General features: G+C 72.7%; 15 protein-coding genes. 1 reads left to right on the plus strand and 14 read right to left on the minus strand.

The genetic code is table 11. The features are described 5' to 3' along the window. Positions 1 to 165 precede the first annotated feature (165 nt). Both OHS18_RS27435 and OHS18_RS27440 read right to left on the minus strand, forming a co-directional pair. Positions 166 to 2,520 carry a DUF6779 domain-containing protein gene (locus OHS18_RS27435; RefSeq protein WP_442875279.1) on the minus strand — a complete coding sequence of 785 codons (2,355 nt, stop codon included), beginning with the start codon at positions 2,518 to 2,520 and terminating at the stop codon, positions 166 to 168. 69 nt (positions 2,521 to 2,589) lie between these two features. Beyond that, the gene (locus OHS18_RS27440; RefSeq protein ID WP_328447800.1) at positions 2,590 to 3,051 is read right to left on the minus strand and encodes a DUF3180 domain-containing protein; all 462 of its coding nucleotides are present in this window, start codon (positions 3,049 to 3,051) and stop codon (positions 2,590 to 2,592) included. 89 nt (positions 3,052 to 3,140) lie between these two features. On the opposite strand from OHS18_RS27440, the gene OHS18_RS27445 reads away from it, so the two are divergent. After that, positions 3,141 to 4,076: a helix-turn-helix domain-containing protein gene (locus OHS18_RS27445; protein WP_328618587.1), complete on the plus strand. Its 936-nt coding sequence runs from the start codon at positions 3,141 to 3,143 to the stop codon at positions 4,074 to 4,076. 71 nt (positions 4,077 to 4,147) lie between these two features. On the opposite strand, the gene folK is transcribed toward OHS18_RS27445, so the two are convergent. The 12 genes from folK to OHS18_RS27505 form a co-directional block, all read right to left on the minus strand. After that, entirely contained in the window at positions 4,148 to 4,642 is a 495-nt protein-coding gene (gene folK / locus OHS18_RS27450) for a 2-amino-4-hydroxy-6-hydroxymethyldihydropteridine diphosphokinase (protein WP_328612871.1), read from the minus strand. Further along, positions 4,639 to 4,998, minus strand: a complete 360-nt coding sequence (gene folB / locus OHS18_RS27455; RefSeq protein ID WP_328447797.1) for a dihydroneopterin aldolase — start codon at positions 4,996 to 4,998, stop codon at positions 4,639 to 4,641. The genes folK and folB overlap by 4 nt, the downstream gene beginning before the upstream one ends. After that, positions 4,991 to 5,797 (minus strand): dihydropteroate synthase, encoded by an 807-nt coding sequence (folP, locus tag OHS18_RS27460; RefSeq protein WP_328618588.1) that lies wholly within the window; start codon positions 5,795 to 5,797, stop codon positions 4,991 to 4,993. The genes folB and folP overlap by 8 nt, the downstream gene beginning before the upstream one ends. Positions 5,798 to 5,832: 35 nt before the next feature. Further along, positions 5,833 to 6,438: a GTP cyclohydrolase I FolE gene (folE, locus tag OHS18_RS27465; protein ID WP_328447795.1), complete on the minus strand. Its 606-nt coding sequence runs from the start codon at positions 6,436 to 6,438 to the stop codon at positions 5,833 to 5,835. Next, the gene (gene ftsH / locus OHS18_RS27470) at positions 6,416 to 8,824 is read right to left on the minus strand and encodes an ATP-dependent zinc metalloprotease FtsH (RefSeq protein ID WP_328447793.1); all 2,409 of its coding nucleotides are present in this window, start codon (positions 8,822 to 8,824) and stop codon (positions 6,416 to 6,418) included. The genes folE and ftsH overlap by 23 nt, the downstream gene beginning before the upstream one ends. A 202-nt stretch (positions 8,825 to 9,026) precedes the next feature. Continuing rightward, positions 9,027 to 9,845 carry an ESX secretion-associated protein EspG gene (locus OHS18_RS27475; protein WP_328612872.1) on the minus strand — a complete coding sequence of 273 codons (819 nt, stop codon included), beginning with the start codon at positions 9,843 to 9,845 and terminating at the stop codon, positions 9,027 to 9,029. Positions 9,846 to 10,588: 743 nt separating this feature from the next. After that, entirely contained in the window at positions 10,589 to 11,374 is a 786-nt protein-coding gene (locus tag OHS18_RS27480) for an ESX secretion-associated protein EspG (protein ID WP_328447791.1), read from the minus strand. A 73-nt stretch (positions 11,375 to 11,447) separates the two neighbouring features. Next, on the minus strand, positions 11,448 to 12,878 hold the full coding sequence (locus tag OHS18_RS27485; protein WP_328612873.1) for a hypothetical protein: 1,431 nt from the start codon (positions 12,876 to 12,878) through the stop codon (positions 11,448 to 11,450). Positions 12,879 to 12,900: 22 nt separating this feature from the next. Further along, on the minus strand, positions 12,901 to 13,266 hold the full coding sequence (locus OHS18_RS27490; protein WP_328447788.1) for a hypothetical protein: 366 nt from the start codon (positions 13,264 to 13,266) through the stop codon (positions 12,901 to 12,903). A gap of 158 nt (positions 13,267 to 13,424) precedes the next feature. Beyond that, the gene (gene hpt, locus OHS18_RS27495; protein ID WP_328447786.1) at positions 13,425 to 13,976 is read right to left on the minus strand and encodes a hypoxanthine phosphoribosyltransferase; all 552 of its coding nucleotides are present in this window, start codon (positions 13,974 to 13,976) and stop codon (positions 13,425 to 13,427) included. A 3-nt stretch (positions 13,977 to 13,979) separates the two neighbouring features. Beyond that, a complete protein-coding gene (tilS, locus tag OHS18_RS27500) occupies positions 13,980 to 14,939 on the minus strand; it encodes a tRNA lysidine(34) synthetase TilS (RefSeq protein ID WP_328612874.1) in 960 nt (319 codons plus the stop codon). Beyond that, positions 14,936 to 15,946, minus strand: coding sequence for a zinc-dependent metalloprotease (locus OHS18_RS27505; protein ID WP_328459171.1), 1,011 nt, complete (start codon positions 15,944 to 15,946; stop codon positions 14,936 to 14,938). The genes tilS and OHS18_RS27505 overlap by 4 nt, the downstream gene beginning before the upstream one ends. Between the last annotated feature and the right edge of the window lie 77 nt (positions 15,947 to 16,023).

A 16,023-nucleotide genomic window follows, 5' to 3' on the forward strand; every position in this document is an offset into this window, starting at 1 on the left:
ATCCGTCGAGGCCGCCGTCCGCGATCGAGTCCCGTCGCGGGCGAGAGGGTTCCGCTCACAGCCGGTCACCCTACGCAGACCGGACACGGACCGGAATGCGAACCCCGGGTGACGCCGGGCGCGGCCAGGTCGGCCCTCGCCCGGCCGCGCGCTCCGGGCAAGACCTCAGTCCTCGGCGCGCCGCCTGCGGCGCGGCGTCGAGCCGGTGCCGCCGTTCGCCGCCAGCAGCTCGCTGACCGACCGGCCGGTGTTGTGGGACCCGCTGCCCGGCGTCTCACCGGAGCGACGGCCGTTGCCGTTGGCCTGACCGTTGCCGTTGCTCTGGCCGTTGCCGTTGCTGTGCCCGTTCTGGCCGTTGCCGTGGTGCCCGTTGCCGTTGCGCTCGAGTTCGGCCGGGTCGACCGGCGTCATGTTGCGCCGCGACATGGACGCCCGCTCGGCGACCATGCCTTCCCAGGCCGGAGGTTCGCCGTCCGGACGACGGCGACGGCCACCCGAGGGCTCGGGCGGCGGCGGGGCCACGGCGGGCATCACCTGCGAGTCGTCCGGCTTCCGGCGCCGGCCGCCGGCGGGGCGGCCCTGGAAGTTGCGCACCGACTCCGGCAGCGTCGGGTTCACCGGCGCGTCGGCCTGCGCGGCGTCCGCGGGGGCGCGGTGCGAACCGTGCCGGGACGGCGGCTCGTCGAGGATCGGCGACATGTCGGCCCGCGAGAACTGCTCGAGGCGCGACGGACGGCGGCCGTCGGCGGCCGGCACCGGCGTGGTCGGCGGCACGACCGGCGGCAGGTTGGTCCGCGACGGCGGGCCGGCGCTCGGCACCGGCATCGTCATCGGGACGACCGGGAGATCGGTCCGCGAACCGGACGGGTCCCGCCGTGACACGGCCGGCAGATCGGTCCGCGACCCGGCGGGGTCGCGGCGCGGCACGGCCGGCAGGTCGGTCCGCGAGCCGGACGGGTCCCGCCGTGACACGGGCGGCAGGTCGGTGCGCGATCCCGCGGCGTCCCGCGGCATCGGCGGCTTGCGGTCGGCGGGCTTCGGCTCCGGCGGCTTCGGCCGGTTGGGCCGCTGCCGCTCGGCGAAGTCGTCGCGGTTCTGGAACGCCGCGCTCAGGTCGGCCACCGGGCGCTCGACCGGCCGGATGTCCGACCGCGACATCTCGGACGGCTTCGGCGGCGGCACGCTGGCCGCCGGACGGCCCTGCGGCGGGCGCGCGGGCGGCTCGGGAGCCTTCCGCGGGTCGGGGCGGGCACCGTTCGGCTGGGGGACGCGGGGCAGGTCCGAGCGGGACATCTCGACACGCGGGATGTCGGGGCGCGACATCTCGGCGGGCCGCATCTCCTGGCGCGACCGCTCAGCGGGCCGCTCGACGGGCCGCTGGCGCTCGACGCGGGGCAGGTCGGGACGCGACATCTCGACACGCGGGATGTCCGGACGCGACATCTCCACCCGGGGGATGTCGGGGCGCGACATCTCGACGGGACGCATCTCCGAGCGCGAGATCTCCGCGCGGCGCGCGGGCGGCGGCTCGGGACGGCGGATCTCCGTCTTCGGGTCCGGGCGGCGGATCTCGGTCTTGGGGTCGGCGGGCCGCGCCACATCGCGGCGCGTCGGCTCGGCGGGGGCTTCGGGACGGCGCTCGGGCTGCTTCGCGACCTCGGCCGGGTCCGGGAGGCGCATCGGCTGCGATTCGGCCTGGCGGCGGGCCGCTTCGGCACGCAGCTCGGCGGCCTTCAGCTCGCGCTGCGCGGCGTTCAGCGCCGGGTCGACCTCGGGCACGGGCGGACGGCGTTCGCTCAGCGGCTTCGGCCGGGCGATCTGCTGGGTGCTCTGCGCGTTGACGTTGGCGGGCTTGCCGCCGCCGAAACCCTTGCCCTTGCCGCCGGGGCCCTTGCCGTTCGCGGGCTTGCCGTTCGACGCCTTGCGGCGGCGCTCGTCGAGCACGCGGTCGATCAGCTCGGTCGGCCGTTCGCCGCCTTCGGGCATCGGCTTCTTCGCGGCCATCAGCTGGGCCGGCCGCTTCTTCGGCGCGCCGTCGGGGATCATCCGGTTGTCGTCGGACAGCTTGCGCATGCGAGTCGCCTGCGCGGTCAGCGCGACGCGTTCGAGCAGCACCTCACCGCCGAACAGCGACTGGAGGCTGTCGCGCAGCGCGGAGACTTCGACGCGCAGCGCCTCCAGCTCCTCGCGGCCGCGGGAGTCGGACGCCGTGCGGTTCTCCGCCTCCACCTCCAGTTCGTACTCCCGCCGGGCCGCGATCTCGCGTTCCAGCTCCAACTCGTACACAGCCTGCGCCTCGGAGACCGCGTCCTCGCTCTGTGCCGCGTGCTTGCGGTACTTCACGGCGAGGAACGCGCCGATCAGGGCAGCCCAGAGGGCGGCGACGATCCCGAGTCTGAGGTACTTGAGATCGTTGCTGAGCACCAGTGCGAGGGTGGCTCCGATGGCGAGGACGAATCCGACAACAAGCCACGGCCTACCCAGAAGGCGGCCGCGCGAGTCGTCACCCACGCCGGTCATGACTGACACCGTACCTGCTCGTAATCCGAACGAGACCTACTCGGTCCAGCGAGCGGTGGGATTCGCGCGCTAACCGGTCGTCCCGCGGGTCCGCTCCCGCTCTTGGTCGCGGGGGGTCCGGCAGCAGTGTTCGAGCCACAAACCCGCTGCTACCAGCAGTGCCGCGGAAACCACGCCGACCACCGCGGCCCGGGTGTCGAGAACCGCGGCGACGAGTTCGTCACGTCGGGGAAAAAGGTAGGCGAACGCCGCCAGCCAAGCACCCGTCATGAACGCGCCGGCGAGTGACGAAGCCTTCGCCAAGGCCACCGATCGGGCGATCCCGATCGCGGCAACGACGCGGCCGCCCTTGATCCGGGACCGAACGACGAATGCGAGCACGGCCTCGATCACGGCGAGCACCGCGAACGTGACGCCGGCGAGCGTCGGCAGCTGGGGCAGCGAGCCGTAGGCCGCCTGGAAGAGCAGATAGCCGAGGACCAGGCCGAGTACCCCGGCCACCACCAGGTCCCGGGGCCGGGTGAAGTGCATGTCCCAACCGTACCGGGGCTCGCCTCCGCGCACCCGGACCCGCGCATAGCCTTGACTCTCCACCGACTGGAGACATCACCATGCGTCTTGTGGGTACCACCGCGATCTTCACCATCGGCGAGCTGGCCAGGCGCACGGGCCTGCCGGTCAAGACCATCCGGTTCTACTCGGACGAGGGCCTGCTGCCCCCGACCGACCGGACGGACGCCGGCTACCGGCTCTACGACGCCACGGCCATGGCCCGGCTGGAGCTGGTCCGCACCCTGCGCGAGCTCGGCCTCGGGCTCGCCGACGTCGAAGCCGCCCTGTCGCGTTCCACGACGGTCGGCGAGCTGGCGAACCGGCACGTCGAGGCGCTCGACGAGCAGATCCGGCGGCTGCGGCTGCGCCGGGCGGTGCTGCGCGCGGTGGCCAAGCGTGATTCCGAGCTGGAGGAAGTGAACCTGATGAACCGTCTCGCGTCGATGTCCGACGAGGAGCGCAAGCGGCTGGTCGACGAGTTCTGGGACGAGATGGTCTCGGGGCTGGAGATCGATCCGCAGTTCTACGCGCGGATGCGCGCCGGGAAGCCCGAGCTGCCGGACGACCCGTCGCCCGAGCAGCTGGAGGCCTGGATCGAGTTCGCCGAGCTCGTCCAGGACCCGGCGTTCCGGACCTTGATCCGCGCGATGAGCGAAACGCAGGCCCGGCAGATCGCGGACGGGGAGTTCCACCCGCCCGCCGACGCCTGGCAGCAGCACTGGCCGAGCTGGGTTTCGCGCGCCGAAGCGGCGCTGGCGGCCGGGGAGGCACCGACGTCGGAGACGGGGCAAACGCTTGCGGCCGACATCGCGACGGCCACCGCCCGCGCCGGCCAGGACCCGGCGGCCCCGGGGTTCCGCGCCGAGATGGCGGACCGCTTCGCCGCGAGCGGCGACCCGCGGGCCGAGCGCTACTGGCAGCTGCTGGCGACCATCAACGGCTGGCCGCCGGTCCCGACGGCCCAGCCCGCGGTGCGGTTCATGATCGCCGCGCTGCGCGGCTGACCGCACGAGGACCGCAGTTCGGCGACGAACCGGGGGTGGCCGGTAACGGACACCTCCGGTTCACCGATCTTTTATGCCTGCAAGTCGAGATCGGTCCGGCGGACCGACTCGACGTCCGACGCCGGCCGCGCGGCCAGCAGCGTGGCCAGCGAGCCGTGGCCGGGCAGGACCGCGTCCGGCTCGATCTCCAGCCACGGGACCAGCACGCTCGCCCGCTCCGGCGTGCCCGGGTGCGGCAGCAGCAGCTCCGGGTCCGCGGAGGTGACACCGTCCACCGTGACGACGTCGACGTCCAGCGTCCGCGGCCCCCACCGCAGCTCGCGCACCCGCCCGGCCGCCTGCTCGGCGGCCTGGCCGGTGCGCAGCCACGCCCAGTGGTCACGGCCCGGGTCGTCGACGACGCAGACGACGTTGAGGAAGTCCGGCTGGTCCTCGACGCCCCAGGCCTTGGTCTCGTACACACTCGACACCGCGACCAGCGCGGGCCGGACGGCGTCCAGCGCGAGCCGCAGGAAGCCGAGCCGGTCGCCGAGGTTGGACCCGAGCGAGAGGACCGCCCGGCTCATCGGTCGCGCCGGACCGTGACGGCGACGTCGTCGAAGGTCAGAGGGATCGGCGCCGACGGTTTGTGGACGGTCACCTCGACCGCGGCCGGCCGCTCGTCGCGCATGACCGCGTCGGCGATCGTGCCGGCGACCTTCTCGATCAGGTCGTACGGCTCCCCGGCGACGATCCCGGCGGCCAGCTCCGCCAGCTCGCCGTAGTGCAGGGTCTTGGTCAGGTCGTCCGACGCGGCGGCCGGCCCGAGGTCGAGCCACACCGTGATGTCGATGACGAACTCCTGGCCGTCCCGCTTCTCGTGCTCGAACACACCGTGGTGGCCGAACACGCGCAAGCCGGTCAACGTGATCCGGTCAGACATCCGGAGAACCCTTCCACCACGCCGCGGCCACGGTGACCGCGTCCAACGACGCCCCGACCTCGTGCACCCGCACACCCCAGGCTCCGGCGGCCGCGGCCAGCGCCGAAACGGCGGCGGTCGCGTCCTCCCGGCCGTCCGGTGGCCGCGGCGTACCGTCCTTTTCGGACAGCAGCCGGCCGAGGAACCGTTTGCGCGAAGCGCCGACGAGCACCGGGAAACCCAACGAGAGCAGCGAGTCCAGCCCCCGCAGCAACGCCCAGTCGTGCTCGGCGTTCTTCGCGAAGCCGAGCCCGGGATCCAGCACGATCGCGCTCTCGGCCACCCCGGCCGCGAGCGCGTCGTCCACCCGGGACAGCAGCTCGGACCGGACTTCGGCGACGACGTCTTCGTATTTCGCGAGGGCCTGCATGTCCTCGCTGTGGCCCCGCCAGTGCATCAGCACCCACGGTGCCCCGGACTCGGCCACGACCCGCGCCATGTCCGGATCGGCCAGCCCACCCGAGACGTCGTTGACGACGTGCGCCCCGGCCTCGAGCGCCGCGGCGGCAACCGCGGCCCGCGTGGTGTCGACCGAAACCGCGACACCCTCACCGGCGAGCGCCCGGATCACGGGCAGCACCCGCGCCAGCTCGGTCTCGGCGTCCACCCGCAGCGCCCCGGGCCGCGTCGACTCCCCGCCGACGTCGACCAGGTCGGCACCCCGGGTCCACATCGCCCGGGCGTGCTCCAGCGCCTGATCGACGTCGAGGTAGCGGCCACCGTCCGAAAAGGAATCCGGCGTCACGTTCAGCACGCCCATCACGACACACCGCCCGGGCGCGGGCAGGTTCCTGCTCACCGACGCGCCTTGATGAGGTCGAGCGCCTCCGCCCGTGACGAAGCGGAGGTCTTGAGCAGCCCCCGCACGGCCGAGGTGGTCGTGCGCGCGCCGGGCTTCCGGATGCCGCGCATGGCCATGCAGAGGTGCTCGGCCTCGATCACGACGATGACGCCCCGCGGCTCGAGCTTGCGGACCAGAGCGTCGGCGACCTGCGAGGTCAGGCGTTCCTGGACCTGCGGGCGCTTGGCGTAGAGGTCTACGAGCCGGGCGAGTTTGGAGAGCCCGGTGACTTTGCCGCCCGCGTTCGGGATGTACCCGACGTGCGCGACGCCGTGGAAGGGCACCAGGTGGTGTTCGCATTGGCTGTACATCGGGATGTCCGTGACGAGCACCAGTTCTTCGTGGGACTCGTCGAACGTCTTGTCCAGCACCGAGTCGGGCTCGGTGTACAGGCCGGCGAACATCTCCTTGTACGCGCGGGCGACCCGGGCCGGGGTGTCCTTCAGGCCGTCCCGGTCCGGGTTTTCGCCGCAGGCCAGCAAAAGCTCGTGGATCGCCTTCTCCGCCCGGTCTTGGTCGAAGACCGGGCGGCCGGCGTCACTGGGGCTTTTCTGGTCCATCCACGTCACGACGCTCCCCCTCGCTCTGCTGGTTGCCGCCGCCCGCTTGGTCGGCGAACCAGCCGTGCTCGCGAGAGCGTTCTTCGCCACCGGGACGCCACGACTGGCCCGGCTGGCCGCCGGGGGACGTCGCGGGGGTCCAGCCCGGAGGGGCACCGTAGTTCGGCGGGCCGCTCTGGCCCGCCGGGCCGCCCTGGTAGCCGCCGCCGGGCTGGGCGCCGTAGTTCTGCGGCCAGTGCGACGTGCCGTTCGGGCCGCCGTTGGGCCGACCGCCGTTCGGGTAGGAGCCCGGCTGCGGCGGGGCGTACGGGTTGGCGTTCGGGTCCGGCGCCGAGGCCGGGTACGGCGGGCCACCGGGCAGGTCACCCGCGCCCTGGGCGGTGCCGACCGGGGTCGGCTCCGGCTTCAGGACCGGCTTCTCCTTCTCCGGCGGGGGCCACGGCTCGCCGCGCTCGATCGCCAGCTCGCCCGGGGTCTTGATGGGCGGCTTGTCGGACGGCGTCCGCTCACCGAACTCGTTGAACACGGTGATGTGCGGGCGCTTCTCGACCGTCGCGAAGATCCGCTCGAGGTCCTTGCGGGTCAGCGTCTCCTTCTCGAGGAGTTCGATGACCAGCTCGTCGAGCACGTCGCGGTAGGTGTTGAGCACGTGCCACGCCTCGGTGTGCGCGGTCTCGATGAGCTTGCGCACCTCCTCGTCGATCTCGTGCGCCACCTCGAGCGAGTAGTCCGCCTGCCGGCCGGCCGAGCGGCCCAGGAACGGGTCACCCTGCTCCTGGCCGTACTTGACCGCGCCCAGGCGAGCGCTCATGCCGTACTCGGTGACCATCGCGCGGGCGATCTTCGTCGCCTGCTCGATGTCCGAGGACGCGCCGGTGGTGGGCTCGTGGAAGACGAGCTCCTCCGCCGTGCGGCCACCCATCGCGAAGACCAGCCGCCCGATCATCTCGGAGCGGGTCATCAGGTCCTTGTCGTCCTCCGGGACGAGCAGCGCGTGCCCGCCCGTGCGGCCGCGCGGCAGGATGGTCAGCTTGTAGACCGGTTCGATGTCCGGCATCGCCCACGCGGCGAGCGCGTGCCCGCCCTCGTGGTAGGCCGTGATCTTCTTCTCCTTCTCGGAGATGATCCGGCTCTTGCGGGCTGGGCCACCGACGACGCGGTCGACGGACTCCTCGAGCTCGACGTCGCTGATCACGTGCCCGTTCTTGCGGGCGGTGAGCAGCGCGGCCTCGTTCAGCACGTTCGCCAGGTCGGCGCCGGACATGCCGACGGTCCGCTTGGCCAGGCTGCCCATGTCGGTGCCCTGCGCGATCGGCTTGCCCTTGGAGTGCACCTCGAGGATCGCGCGACGGCCCCGCATGTCGGGCGCGGAGACCGGGATCTGCCGGTCGAAGCGGCCCGGGCGCAGCAGCGCGGGGTCGAGGATGTCGGGCCGGTTGGTGGCCGCGATCAGGATGATGCCGCCGCGGGCGTCGAAGCCGTCCATCTCGACGAGCAGCTGGTTCAGCGTCTGCTCGCGCTCGTCGTGGCCGCCGCCGAGGCCGGCGCCGCGCTGGCGGCCGACCGCGTCGATCTCGTCCACGAAGATGATGCAGGGCGCGTTCTGCTTGGCCTGTTCGAACAGGTCACGCACACGGGAGGCGCCGACACCGACGAACATCTCGACGAAGTCCGAGCCCGAGATCGTGTAGAACGGCACGCCCGCTTCGCCCGCGACAGCTCGCGCGAGCAGCGTCTTGCCGGTACCGGGCGGCCCGTAGAGCAGGACGCCCTTCGGGATCTTCGCGCCGAGCGCTTGATATCGCGCCGGGTTCTGCAGGAAGTCCTTGATCTCGTACAGCTCTTCGACGGCCTCGTCGGCGCCCGCGACGTCCCCGAAGGTCGTCTTGGGCATGTCCTTGTTCAGCTGCTTGGCCTTGGACTTGCCGAAGTTGAGGACGCGGTTGCCGCCGCCCTGGGCGTTGTTCATCATCCACATCAGCAGGCCCAGCACGAGGGCCAGCGGGATGGCGAAGATGAGGATCTGGGTCAGCACACCCTGCTGGGTGACCTTGGTGGTGAACTTGACCCCGCCATCGCCGTTCTTCGCGGCCAGCAGCTTGTCGTAGATCTCAAGCGACGCGTTGGCCGGGTACTGCGCGATGAGCTGGGTGGTCTGCTGGCCATCGACGTCGACAGGCTTGTTCAGCAGGAGTTTGACCTGCTGCTCCTTGTCCTCGAGGCTCGCTTCCTTGACGTTGTTCGTGGTGATCTGGGAGTTCGCCACCGAGATGGGTGCTTGGGTGTACCCACGATCGCTGTCGAAGATCGTGTTGTACGCGAACAACGCCAGCAACCCCGCGACGATCCACAGCAGTGGGTTCCTGAGCACGCTCTTCCGGTTCATACGACTCGGCCCTGGTGGCCTCGACCCTCCCTGGTTGGGCGGCTCCTGTGATACCCGCCATCACGATCTTGACAACCCATGGTGCCTGGACACCCGTCCCAACAGGGTACCGTCCGCTGCCGCGTTCATCCCCTGTGAGCCTCTCGCAGGTCAACGGGCGATACCGCGTCCTGGTTCCCGTTCGGTCCACACCCTCGTCACGCTAGCGCGTGCCGTCCGACACACTGCTCACCATCTCGCCCAGCCGGGTGCGCAGTGTCGCCGGGTCCGCCGGGGCCACCGTGACCCACTCCCGACCGTCCGTACCTGCGCGGGAGAGGCTGAGGTAGCGCCCGGTGGCGGTGTCGAACCAGGCCAGCACCCGGGACCGCTGCTTGGCCCCGACCTGGGACCGGCTGTTCGCTGCCAGCTGACCGCCGCGCATCCGGGGCTGCCCCGCGAGCCGGCCGTAGGCCTCGCGCGGGTCGGCGACGACCCGCTCGCTCAGCGGCGTCCGCCGCTTGCCCCGGCCCTCTTCCTCACCCGGGGCCGACGGCAGGGACACGGGCACCCGGATCGGGGCCGTGTGCAGGGCGTCGTCCAGTGGGAGCGTGACGGAGGCCTCGGTCCCGCGCGGCCCGGCGGGCAGCACGCCGATGACGGCGGAGACCAGCCCGTCCTTCGGGATATCCCGCAGCCAGATGCCGTCGGCGTCCTGGACCGCGAGCACGCCCTTGGTGTCGTCGGCTGCCGCCAGCACCCCGACCGTGGGGGCCTCGAACTGCGGGATGTGCAGGGCGTCGATGGTCAGGGGCGCGAAGGCCAGCAGCTCCAGCGCGTCTTCGATCGGTGGCGCCAGCCGGCCCCGCGGCTCGCGGATGCCGCGCGCCTTCAGCTCGACGTCGGTGCGGTGGCGCAGCGAGACCCGCTCGTCCTCGGTCGCGCCGTGCGACCGGACCTGCAACGGGTAAGGCAGCTCACCGACCCGCGCCGACTCCCACAGGAAGTCGAACGCCAGCGGCGAGAAGAACTCTTGCATCACTACTCTCCCGGATCGGATTCTCGCTCAGCGTAGCCCGCACCACCGACAGAACGGGACCGTTCCCGGTTGCCGGTTGGGCACGCTCGGAGAACCCGGAGCCGATCTTGGCAGAGAACGTGTGGGACCCGTGTTCACCGTGTCCGGAATCAGCCACTCGCGGGCACGCGGGGTGGGCGCCGGGGGCTCGTGCGCCGACCCCGACGGCGCCGACGCTCCGGCCACCTCCGCCGGACTGGTCAGGCTGCGAGCGGCTCGCGTGGCGCCCTGTCCGGCGCCGCTGCAGCGCCGGCGAAGGCATCGAACGGCCGCTGAAGGCTGCGCAGCTCTGGACGCCGATCGCGGCTGGTTGCCGCTCGCCCGGGTCCGGCCGGTGGATGGCTCGCGCGCCTACCTCAGCTTGGCAGCGGTGGTGCGGGATCGGAGTCCGGAATCAGCCGGTCGCGGGCTCGCGAGGCTGCGCGCGGACGGTCACGAGCCGAACCGGTGTCCGGAATCAGCCAATCGCGGACTCGCGAGGCTGCACGCGGACGGTCACGAGCCGAACCGGTGTCCGGAATCAGCCAATCGCGGGCTCCCGAGGCTGCACGCGGACGGTCACGAGCCGAACCGGCGCAGGGCCGCCGCTGCGCGGGCCTCGGCGACCCGGCCGTCGCTGCCGAGCGGCCCGCCGCCGGGCGCACGGTGCTGATCGGAACGGTGCCGATCGGACCGGCCGCGGGGCTGGGTGGTGGGCGCCGCCGGTGTCAGACCGTGCTGGTCGCCGTCGCGCCCGCGAGCATCTCGCCGAGCCGGTGGCGCAGGGTCGCCGCGTCGGCCGGGGCGATGGTGATCCAGTCGCGGCCGTCGTGGCCTCGGGTCGCCTGGGTGAAGTAGCGGCCCGTCTCGGTGTCGAACCAGCTCAGGACCGGGGTGCGGCTGCGCGCGCCCATGCGGGTGCGGGCGTTGGCCGCGATCTGGCCGCCGCGCAGGCGGGGCTGGGCGTGCAGCCGGGCGAGGGCCTTGCGGTCGTCGTCGGCGCTGGTGCGGTCTTCGGGGTCGCCGCGGCGCTGCAGGAAGTCGACGCCGTGCGCGCCGACCAGCTGCTCCAGCGGCACGGTGATGGACTTCTCGGCGCCGCGCGGGGCGCCGGGCAGCAGGGAGACGATCGCGCTCGCCAGGCCGTCCACCGGGCACGGCTGCAGGTGCAGGCCGCGGGTGTCCTGGACGGCCAGCAGCCCCAGGCCGCCCAGCACGCCGGCGACCGCGAGCAGCGGCTCGGCGTCCGGGGCGATCAGCTGGACGGCGTCCAAGCTCAGTTCAGGGGTGGCGAGCACGCCGAAGTAGTCCTCGACGTGCGGTTCGGGGCGACCGCGGCCGTCCGCGAGGCCCCGGGCCGCCAGCCCCTCCAGCGTGCGCTGGCGCAGCAGGGACCGCTCGTCGGCGGTGTCGCCGTGCGAGCGGACGCGCAGCGGGTACGGCAGCTCACCCAGCCCGGCGGACTCCCACAGGAAGTCCACCTCGGCCGGGGTCAGCAGCTCAGCGTTCGGCATCGAGCCACCCCCAAGAGAATCACCCGGGAAGAAAGCGGGCCGGACGCGCGTGGCGCGCCCGGCCCGATGAGAATCAGCGGTCTTCGTCGCCCTCGGACCACGCGCCGATGACCGGCGGCGGGGTCGCCTGGTTGGCGCCGAAGGCCTCGTCCGGGTCCGCTTCGATGAGGAACGACGCGTGCGTGTGCTCCTCGTCCTGCTCGCCCTGAGCACCGTGCGGGGCCATCCCGCCGCCCATGCCGCCCATGCCGGGCGGCGGCGGGGTCTGGCCGCCGATGGTGCCCGCCGACGACACGAGACCCTGCTGCGGCGCCTGGGCCGACGCGGCGCTCTGCGCCTGGCCGTCCGCCGACGCCAGGGACGTCTCGTTCTCGGACTTCGCGCCCGACCGGTTGCCCTTGCCCAGCGCGCGGGAGGCCAGCGCGCCGAGGCCGCCGGCGGCGCCGCCGAGCCCCAGGCCCATGCCGATCTTGCCGAGCGGGTTGCTGCCGCCGCCGGACTGCGCGGCGCCGGAGACCTGGCCGGCGCCCGTGGTCGTGCCGGCGGAGGTTCCCGCCGCGGTGCCGCCGGGCGCGTCGCCGCCGAGGGTCGCCGCCGCGGCTTCGTGACCGCCGAAGCCGCCGGTCCCGGCGACCCCGCCGTGGGCCGCGTTCGGGCCGAACGCCGCGTGCTGCGCGTCGAACGCGCCGCCGTGGCCGCCGAAGCCCGAGCCGCTCGAGGCGAAGACCGCGTTGCCCGCGCCGCCGAGACCCTGGACCGGGCCGGTGGCACCGACGCTGCTGATCCCGTTGAACGAGATGGAGTTGTGCGACCCCGTCGGCTTCATGCCGAGGGACTCCGGGCCGAAGCTCGGGGTCGAGCTGTCGACCTCGCTCATCGACTTGGTGTAGGCGTTGAAGAACGCGACCTGCTGCGCCTTGACGTCGTTGGCCGCGTCGGCCTGGGCCTTCTGGTCGGCGACCAGCGCCGCCGGGCCGCCCGCGAGCGCGGCCGCCATCGACTGCTTCGGGTCGTAGTCCTTGGGAGCCGGCATCTTCTTGACCTCGGCGGCCGCGGCGGCCTGCCGGGCGAGCCGGTCCGACATCGTGTGCGCGGCCTCGGAGGCCTGCGAGCCCGAGTTGGCGATGGCCACCAGCGCGCCCTGGGCACCCGCGGCACCGCGGCCGACCCAGGCGTTGCCCAGTTCGGAGATCGCGTTGTACAGGTGGTCGGAGGCCTGCTTCAGCTCGCTGCCGTGGTGCGACCAGGCCTGCCCGGTCGCCTCGGCCGTGCCGGGGTCGTTGTTGTTGACCGCGCCGTTGTAGAGCTCCTGGCTGGCCTGCGCGTTCCAGTTCGGCGGGTTCGCGATCGCGCGGTCGCTGCCCATGTCGAAGCCGTCGGAACGGCCGCGGGCGTCCGCGACGATGTTCTGCGCCGACGCGTTGTCGCCGAGCGGGACCAGCGAGCCCGGGTCGGTAGCGCCCGGAGCGGTGGTCGACGGCTGGTCGCTGTGGTTCGGAGCCATGACTTCGAGTCCCCCTCTGGGCTCAGGCGTTGCGGAACGGGTCGGCCGCGGCCTGGTCGATCTCGTGGTACCGGGACATCGCCGTGACGATGCCCTCTTCGGCGGCGGAGTACTGGTCGAGCAGGTTCTGCAGGGCGGCGGCGTACGAGTCGCCCCCGCCGTCCGCGCGCTGCACGAACTTCGCCGCCATCGCGTTGCCGACCGGGTTGTCCCCGAGCTTCGGCGGCTGGGCGAGCGTGCCCGCCCCGCCGAGCAGGGCCTCGACGGCGTCCTTGCCGGTGCGGATCTTGTTCAGCACGGTCTGCGCGGCGTCGGGGTCGATCCCGACCTGACCCGCCGCGGCGGCCGCCTTGAAGGCGTTCGCGTCGGCAGCGCTGCTGTTCGCCATCAGAACTCTCTCCCGTTCCCCCGACCCGGTCACCGCGGGCACGCCAATGTCTTCGCATAGGTTAACGCACGTGATCAGAGCGTATGACGCGATCGGCGACGCCGGGGTTCCGCGAAACCGGTAATTGCGGTGAACGGTCGGTGAACTCCGCCGGTGCGCTACGCGGTGTAGACCTTCGGGTCCAGCGTCCCGATGTAGGGCAGGTCCCGGTAGCGCTCGGCGTAGTCCAGGCCGTAGCCGACGACGAACTCGTTCGGGATGTCGAAGCCGATGTACTTCACCGGGACGTCGACCTTGATCGCGTCCGGCTTGCGCAGCAGCGAAACCACCTCGAGCGAGGCCGGGTTGCGGCTGGCCAGGTTCTTCAGCAGCCACGAGAGCGTGAGGCCGGAGTCGACGATGTCCTCGACGATCAGCACGTCGCGGCCCGCGATGTCGCGGTCGAGGTCTTTGAGGATGCGGACGACACCGGACGACGAGGTCGCCGAGCCGTAGGAAGAGACGGCCATGAATTCCAGCTGCGTCGGCAGCGGCAGCGCGCGGGCGAAGTCGGTCATGAACATGACCGCGCCCTTCAGGACACCCACCAGCAGGAGTTCACCCTGCCCGTTGGCCGGATAGTCGGCGGCGATCTGCGCCGACAGCTCCGTGATCTTGTCCTGGATCTGCTGCTCGGTGACGAGCACGGAGGCGATTTCGCCCTCGTACACGGGTCAGTCCCCTCGGGTGGTGGGTTGGGAGATGACGCAGAGCCTGCCACGGCACCGCCGGGCTTCCAAGTTGCCCGGCAGCCAGACGCCGCCCTGACCACGCCACCGGGCGACGAGCGCGTCGACCGCCCGGAGGTGCCCGTCGGTGAGCTCGCGCACCCCCGACGCCAGCAGCCACCTGCGGAGAACCCGTCGCCGAAGGGCCGCCGGCTCCCCTTCGAGGACTGCGACATCCAGCCCTTCGACGCCGCCCGCACGGGTGAAGATCCTGTCCGCCGATGTGTCCAACGCCTCGCTGTCCTCACGCAGCTGCGCGGCCGTGCGGGCGAGTGCGGCCGCGACCCCGCCGTTGAGGACGTCCTCCAGCAGCGGCAGGACCTCGGTCCGCAGCCGGACCCTGGTGAAGCGCGCTTCAGCGTTGTGCGGGTCCTCCCACGGTTCGACGCCGAGCTCGGCGCAGGCGGCCCGGGTGGTCGCGCGCGGCACCGCCAGCAGCGGCCGCCCCCACGGCGGGTCGTGCGGGCGCATCCCGGCGAGGCTGCGCGGGCCGGAGCCGCGGCCGAGCCCGAGCAGGACGGTTTCGGCCTGGTCGTCGAGGGTGTGGCCGAGCAGCACGAGGTCATGGCCGGCGAGTGCGCCGTAGCGGGCTTTGCGCGCGGCCGCCTCCGGCCCGCCCGGCCCGGTGACGTCGACCCGGCGCACCTCGGCTTCGTCGGCGCCCAGGGACTTCGCCGCCGCGACGGCGTCGCGCGCGATCTTCGCCGAGCCCTCCTGGAGGCCGTGGTCGACGACCAGCGCGCGGACGCGGTGGCCGCGGTGGTGCCCGACGTACGCCGTGGCCTCGGCCAGTGCGAGGGAGTCGGCGCCGCCGGAGACCGCGACGCACAGCTCGGCCGGCGCCTCGACGGTCTCCAGGAACCCGCGGACGGCCCGCCGGACGGCCGCGACCGCCGGCCCGGTCATCCGTGCAGGCGCCGGACCCAGGCGGCCGGATCGGCGATCTCGGCGCGCGAGGGCAGGGTGTTCGGCGAGCGCCAGACGGCGTTGAAGCCCTCCATGCCGACGGCGTCCACGACGTACTTCGTGAACTTCGCGCCTTCTTCGTACTGACGGATCTTCGCGTCGACGCCGAGCAGCGCGCGCAGCAGCCGGTCGAAGACACCGCCGCCCTTGCGCCGGGCGGTGAACCGCGCGCGGATGGTGTCGACGCTCGGCACGACCTGCGGGCCGACGGCGTCCATCACGTAGTCGGCGTGCCCTTCCAGCAGCGTCGAGAGGGCGAGCAGCCGGTCGAACACCGCGCGTTCCTTCGGCGACTGGAGCAGCTCGGCGAGGTTCAGCTTCGGGCCCTGCTTGATCGCCTCGGGCAGCCGGCCGACCAGGTCGGCGAGGCTGTCGTTGGTGCCACCGGCCAGGCCGGAGACGAGCCGCTCGACCTCGTCGGCGAAGTAGTCGCGCAGCCAGGTGACGGCGGTGAACTGGAGCCGGTGGGTGCATTCGTGCAGGCAGACCCAGAGCCGGAAGTCGTGCCCGGGCACCTTCATCGCGCGTTCCGCGGCGACCACGTTCGGCGCGACCAGCAGCAGCTGGCCTTCGCGCTCGGGGCCGCCGAAGGGGTCGTACTGGCCGAGCACGCGGCTGGCGAGGAACGCGAGCACCAAGCCGGTCTGGACGCCTGCGCCACCGGCCAGGATCGGCCCGAACGGGCCACCCTGCTGCGGCAACGCACGGCCGGTGAGCGCGTCCAGGCCCGCGGCGGCGGACCGGACCCAGCCGGGCCGGTCGACGACTTCGCCGGGCAGCAGCGGCAGGTCGAGCCCGAGGCTCGTCAGCTCCCGGACGTGCCCCTCGGCCTCCATCGTCAGCTCGCGCAGGTCGGTGACGGCGGCCTCGGCCTCGTCGCGCGGGACCTGCGGGCCGCCGCGCACGAGCAGCGCCCCCGTCTGCGCGGCGAGCGACCAGTCGACCATGGGCCGGGTGTCGGTTTCCTGACTCACCCTTTCGACGCTACCTGGCCGGAGCGGGTTTCCGGCTACGACTTCCGCAC

This window comes from Amycolatopsis sp. NBC_00355 (genome assembly GCF_036104975.1).
Taxonomy (GTDB): Bacteria; Actinomycetota; Actinomycetes; order Mycobacteriales; family Pseudonocardiaceae; genus Amycolatopsis.

Excerpts from the sequence above, each read along its gene's own strand:
- folB (WP_328447797.1), bottom strand. The coding sequence starts at position 4,998 with ATGTCTGACCGGATCACGTTGACCGGCTTGCGCGTGTTCGGCCACCAC.
- OHS18_RS27485 (WP_328612873.1), bottom strand. The coding sequence starts at position 12,878 with ATGGCTCCGAACCACAGCGACCAGCCGTCGACCACCGCTCCGGGCGCT.
- OHS18_RS27440 (WP_328447800.1), bottom strand. The coding sequence starts at position 3,051 with ATGCACTTCACCCGGCCCCGGGACCTGGTGGTGGCCGGGGTACTCGGC.
- OHS18_RS27435 (WP_442875279.1), bottom strand. The coding sequence starts at position 2,520 with ATGACCGGCGTGGGTGACGACTCGCGCGGCCGCCTTCTGGGTAGGCCG.
- folE (WP_328447795.1), bottom strand. The coding sequence starts at position 6,438 with ATGGACCAGAAAAGCCCCAGTGACGCCGGCCGCCCGGTCTTCGACCAA.
- folP (WP_328618588.1), bottom strand. The coding sequence starts at position 5,797 with ATGGGCGTGCTGAACGTGACGCCGGATTCCTTTTCGGACGGTGGCCGC.
- OHS18_RS27490 (WP_328447788.1), bottom strand. The coding sequence starts at position 13,266 with ATGGCGAACAGCAGCGCTGCCGACGCGAACGCCTTCAAGGCGGCCGCC.
- folK (WP_328612871.1), bottom strand. The coding sequence starts at position 4,642 with ATGAGCCGGGCGGTCCTCTCGCTCGGGTCCAACCTCGGCGACCGGCTC.
- tilS (WP_328612874.1), bottom strand. The coding sequence starts at position 14,939 with ATGACCGGGCCGGCGGTCGCGGCCGTCCGGCGGGCCGTCCGCGGGTTC.
- OHS18_RS27480 (WP_328447791.1), bottom strand. The coding sequence starts at position 11,374 with ATGCCGAACGCTGAGCTGCTGACCCCGGCCGAGGTGGACTTCCTGTGG.
- ftsH (WP_328447793.1), bottom strand. The coding sequence starts at position 8,824 with ATGAACCGGAAGAGCGTGCTCAGGAACCCACTGCTGTGGATCGTCGCG.
- OHS18_RS27505 (WP_328459171.1), bottom strand. The coding sequence starts at position 15,946 with ATGGTCGACTGGTCGCTCGCCGCGCAGACGGGGGCGCTGCTCGTGCGC.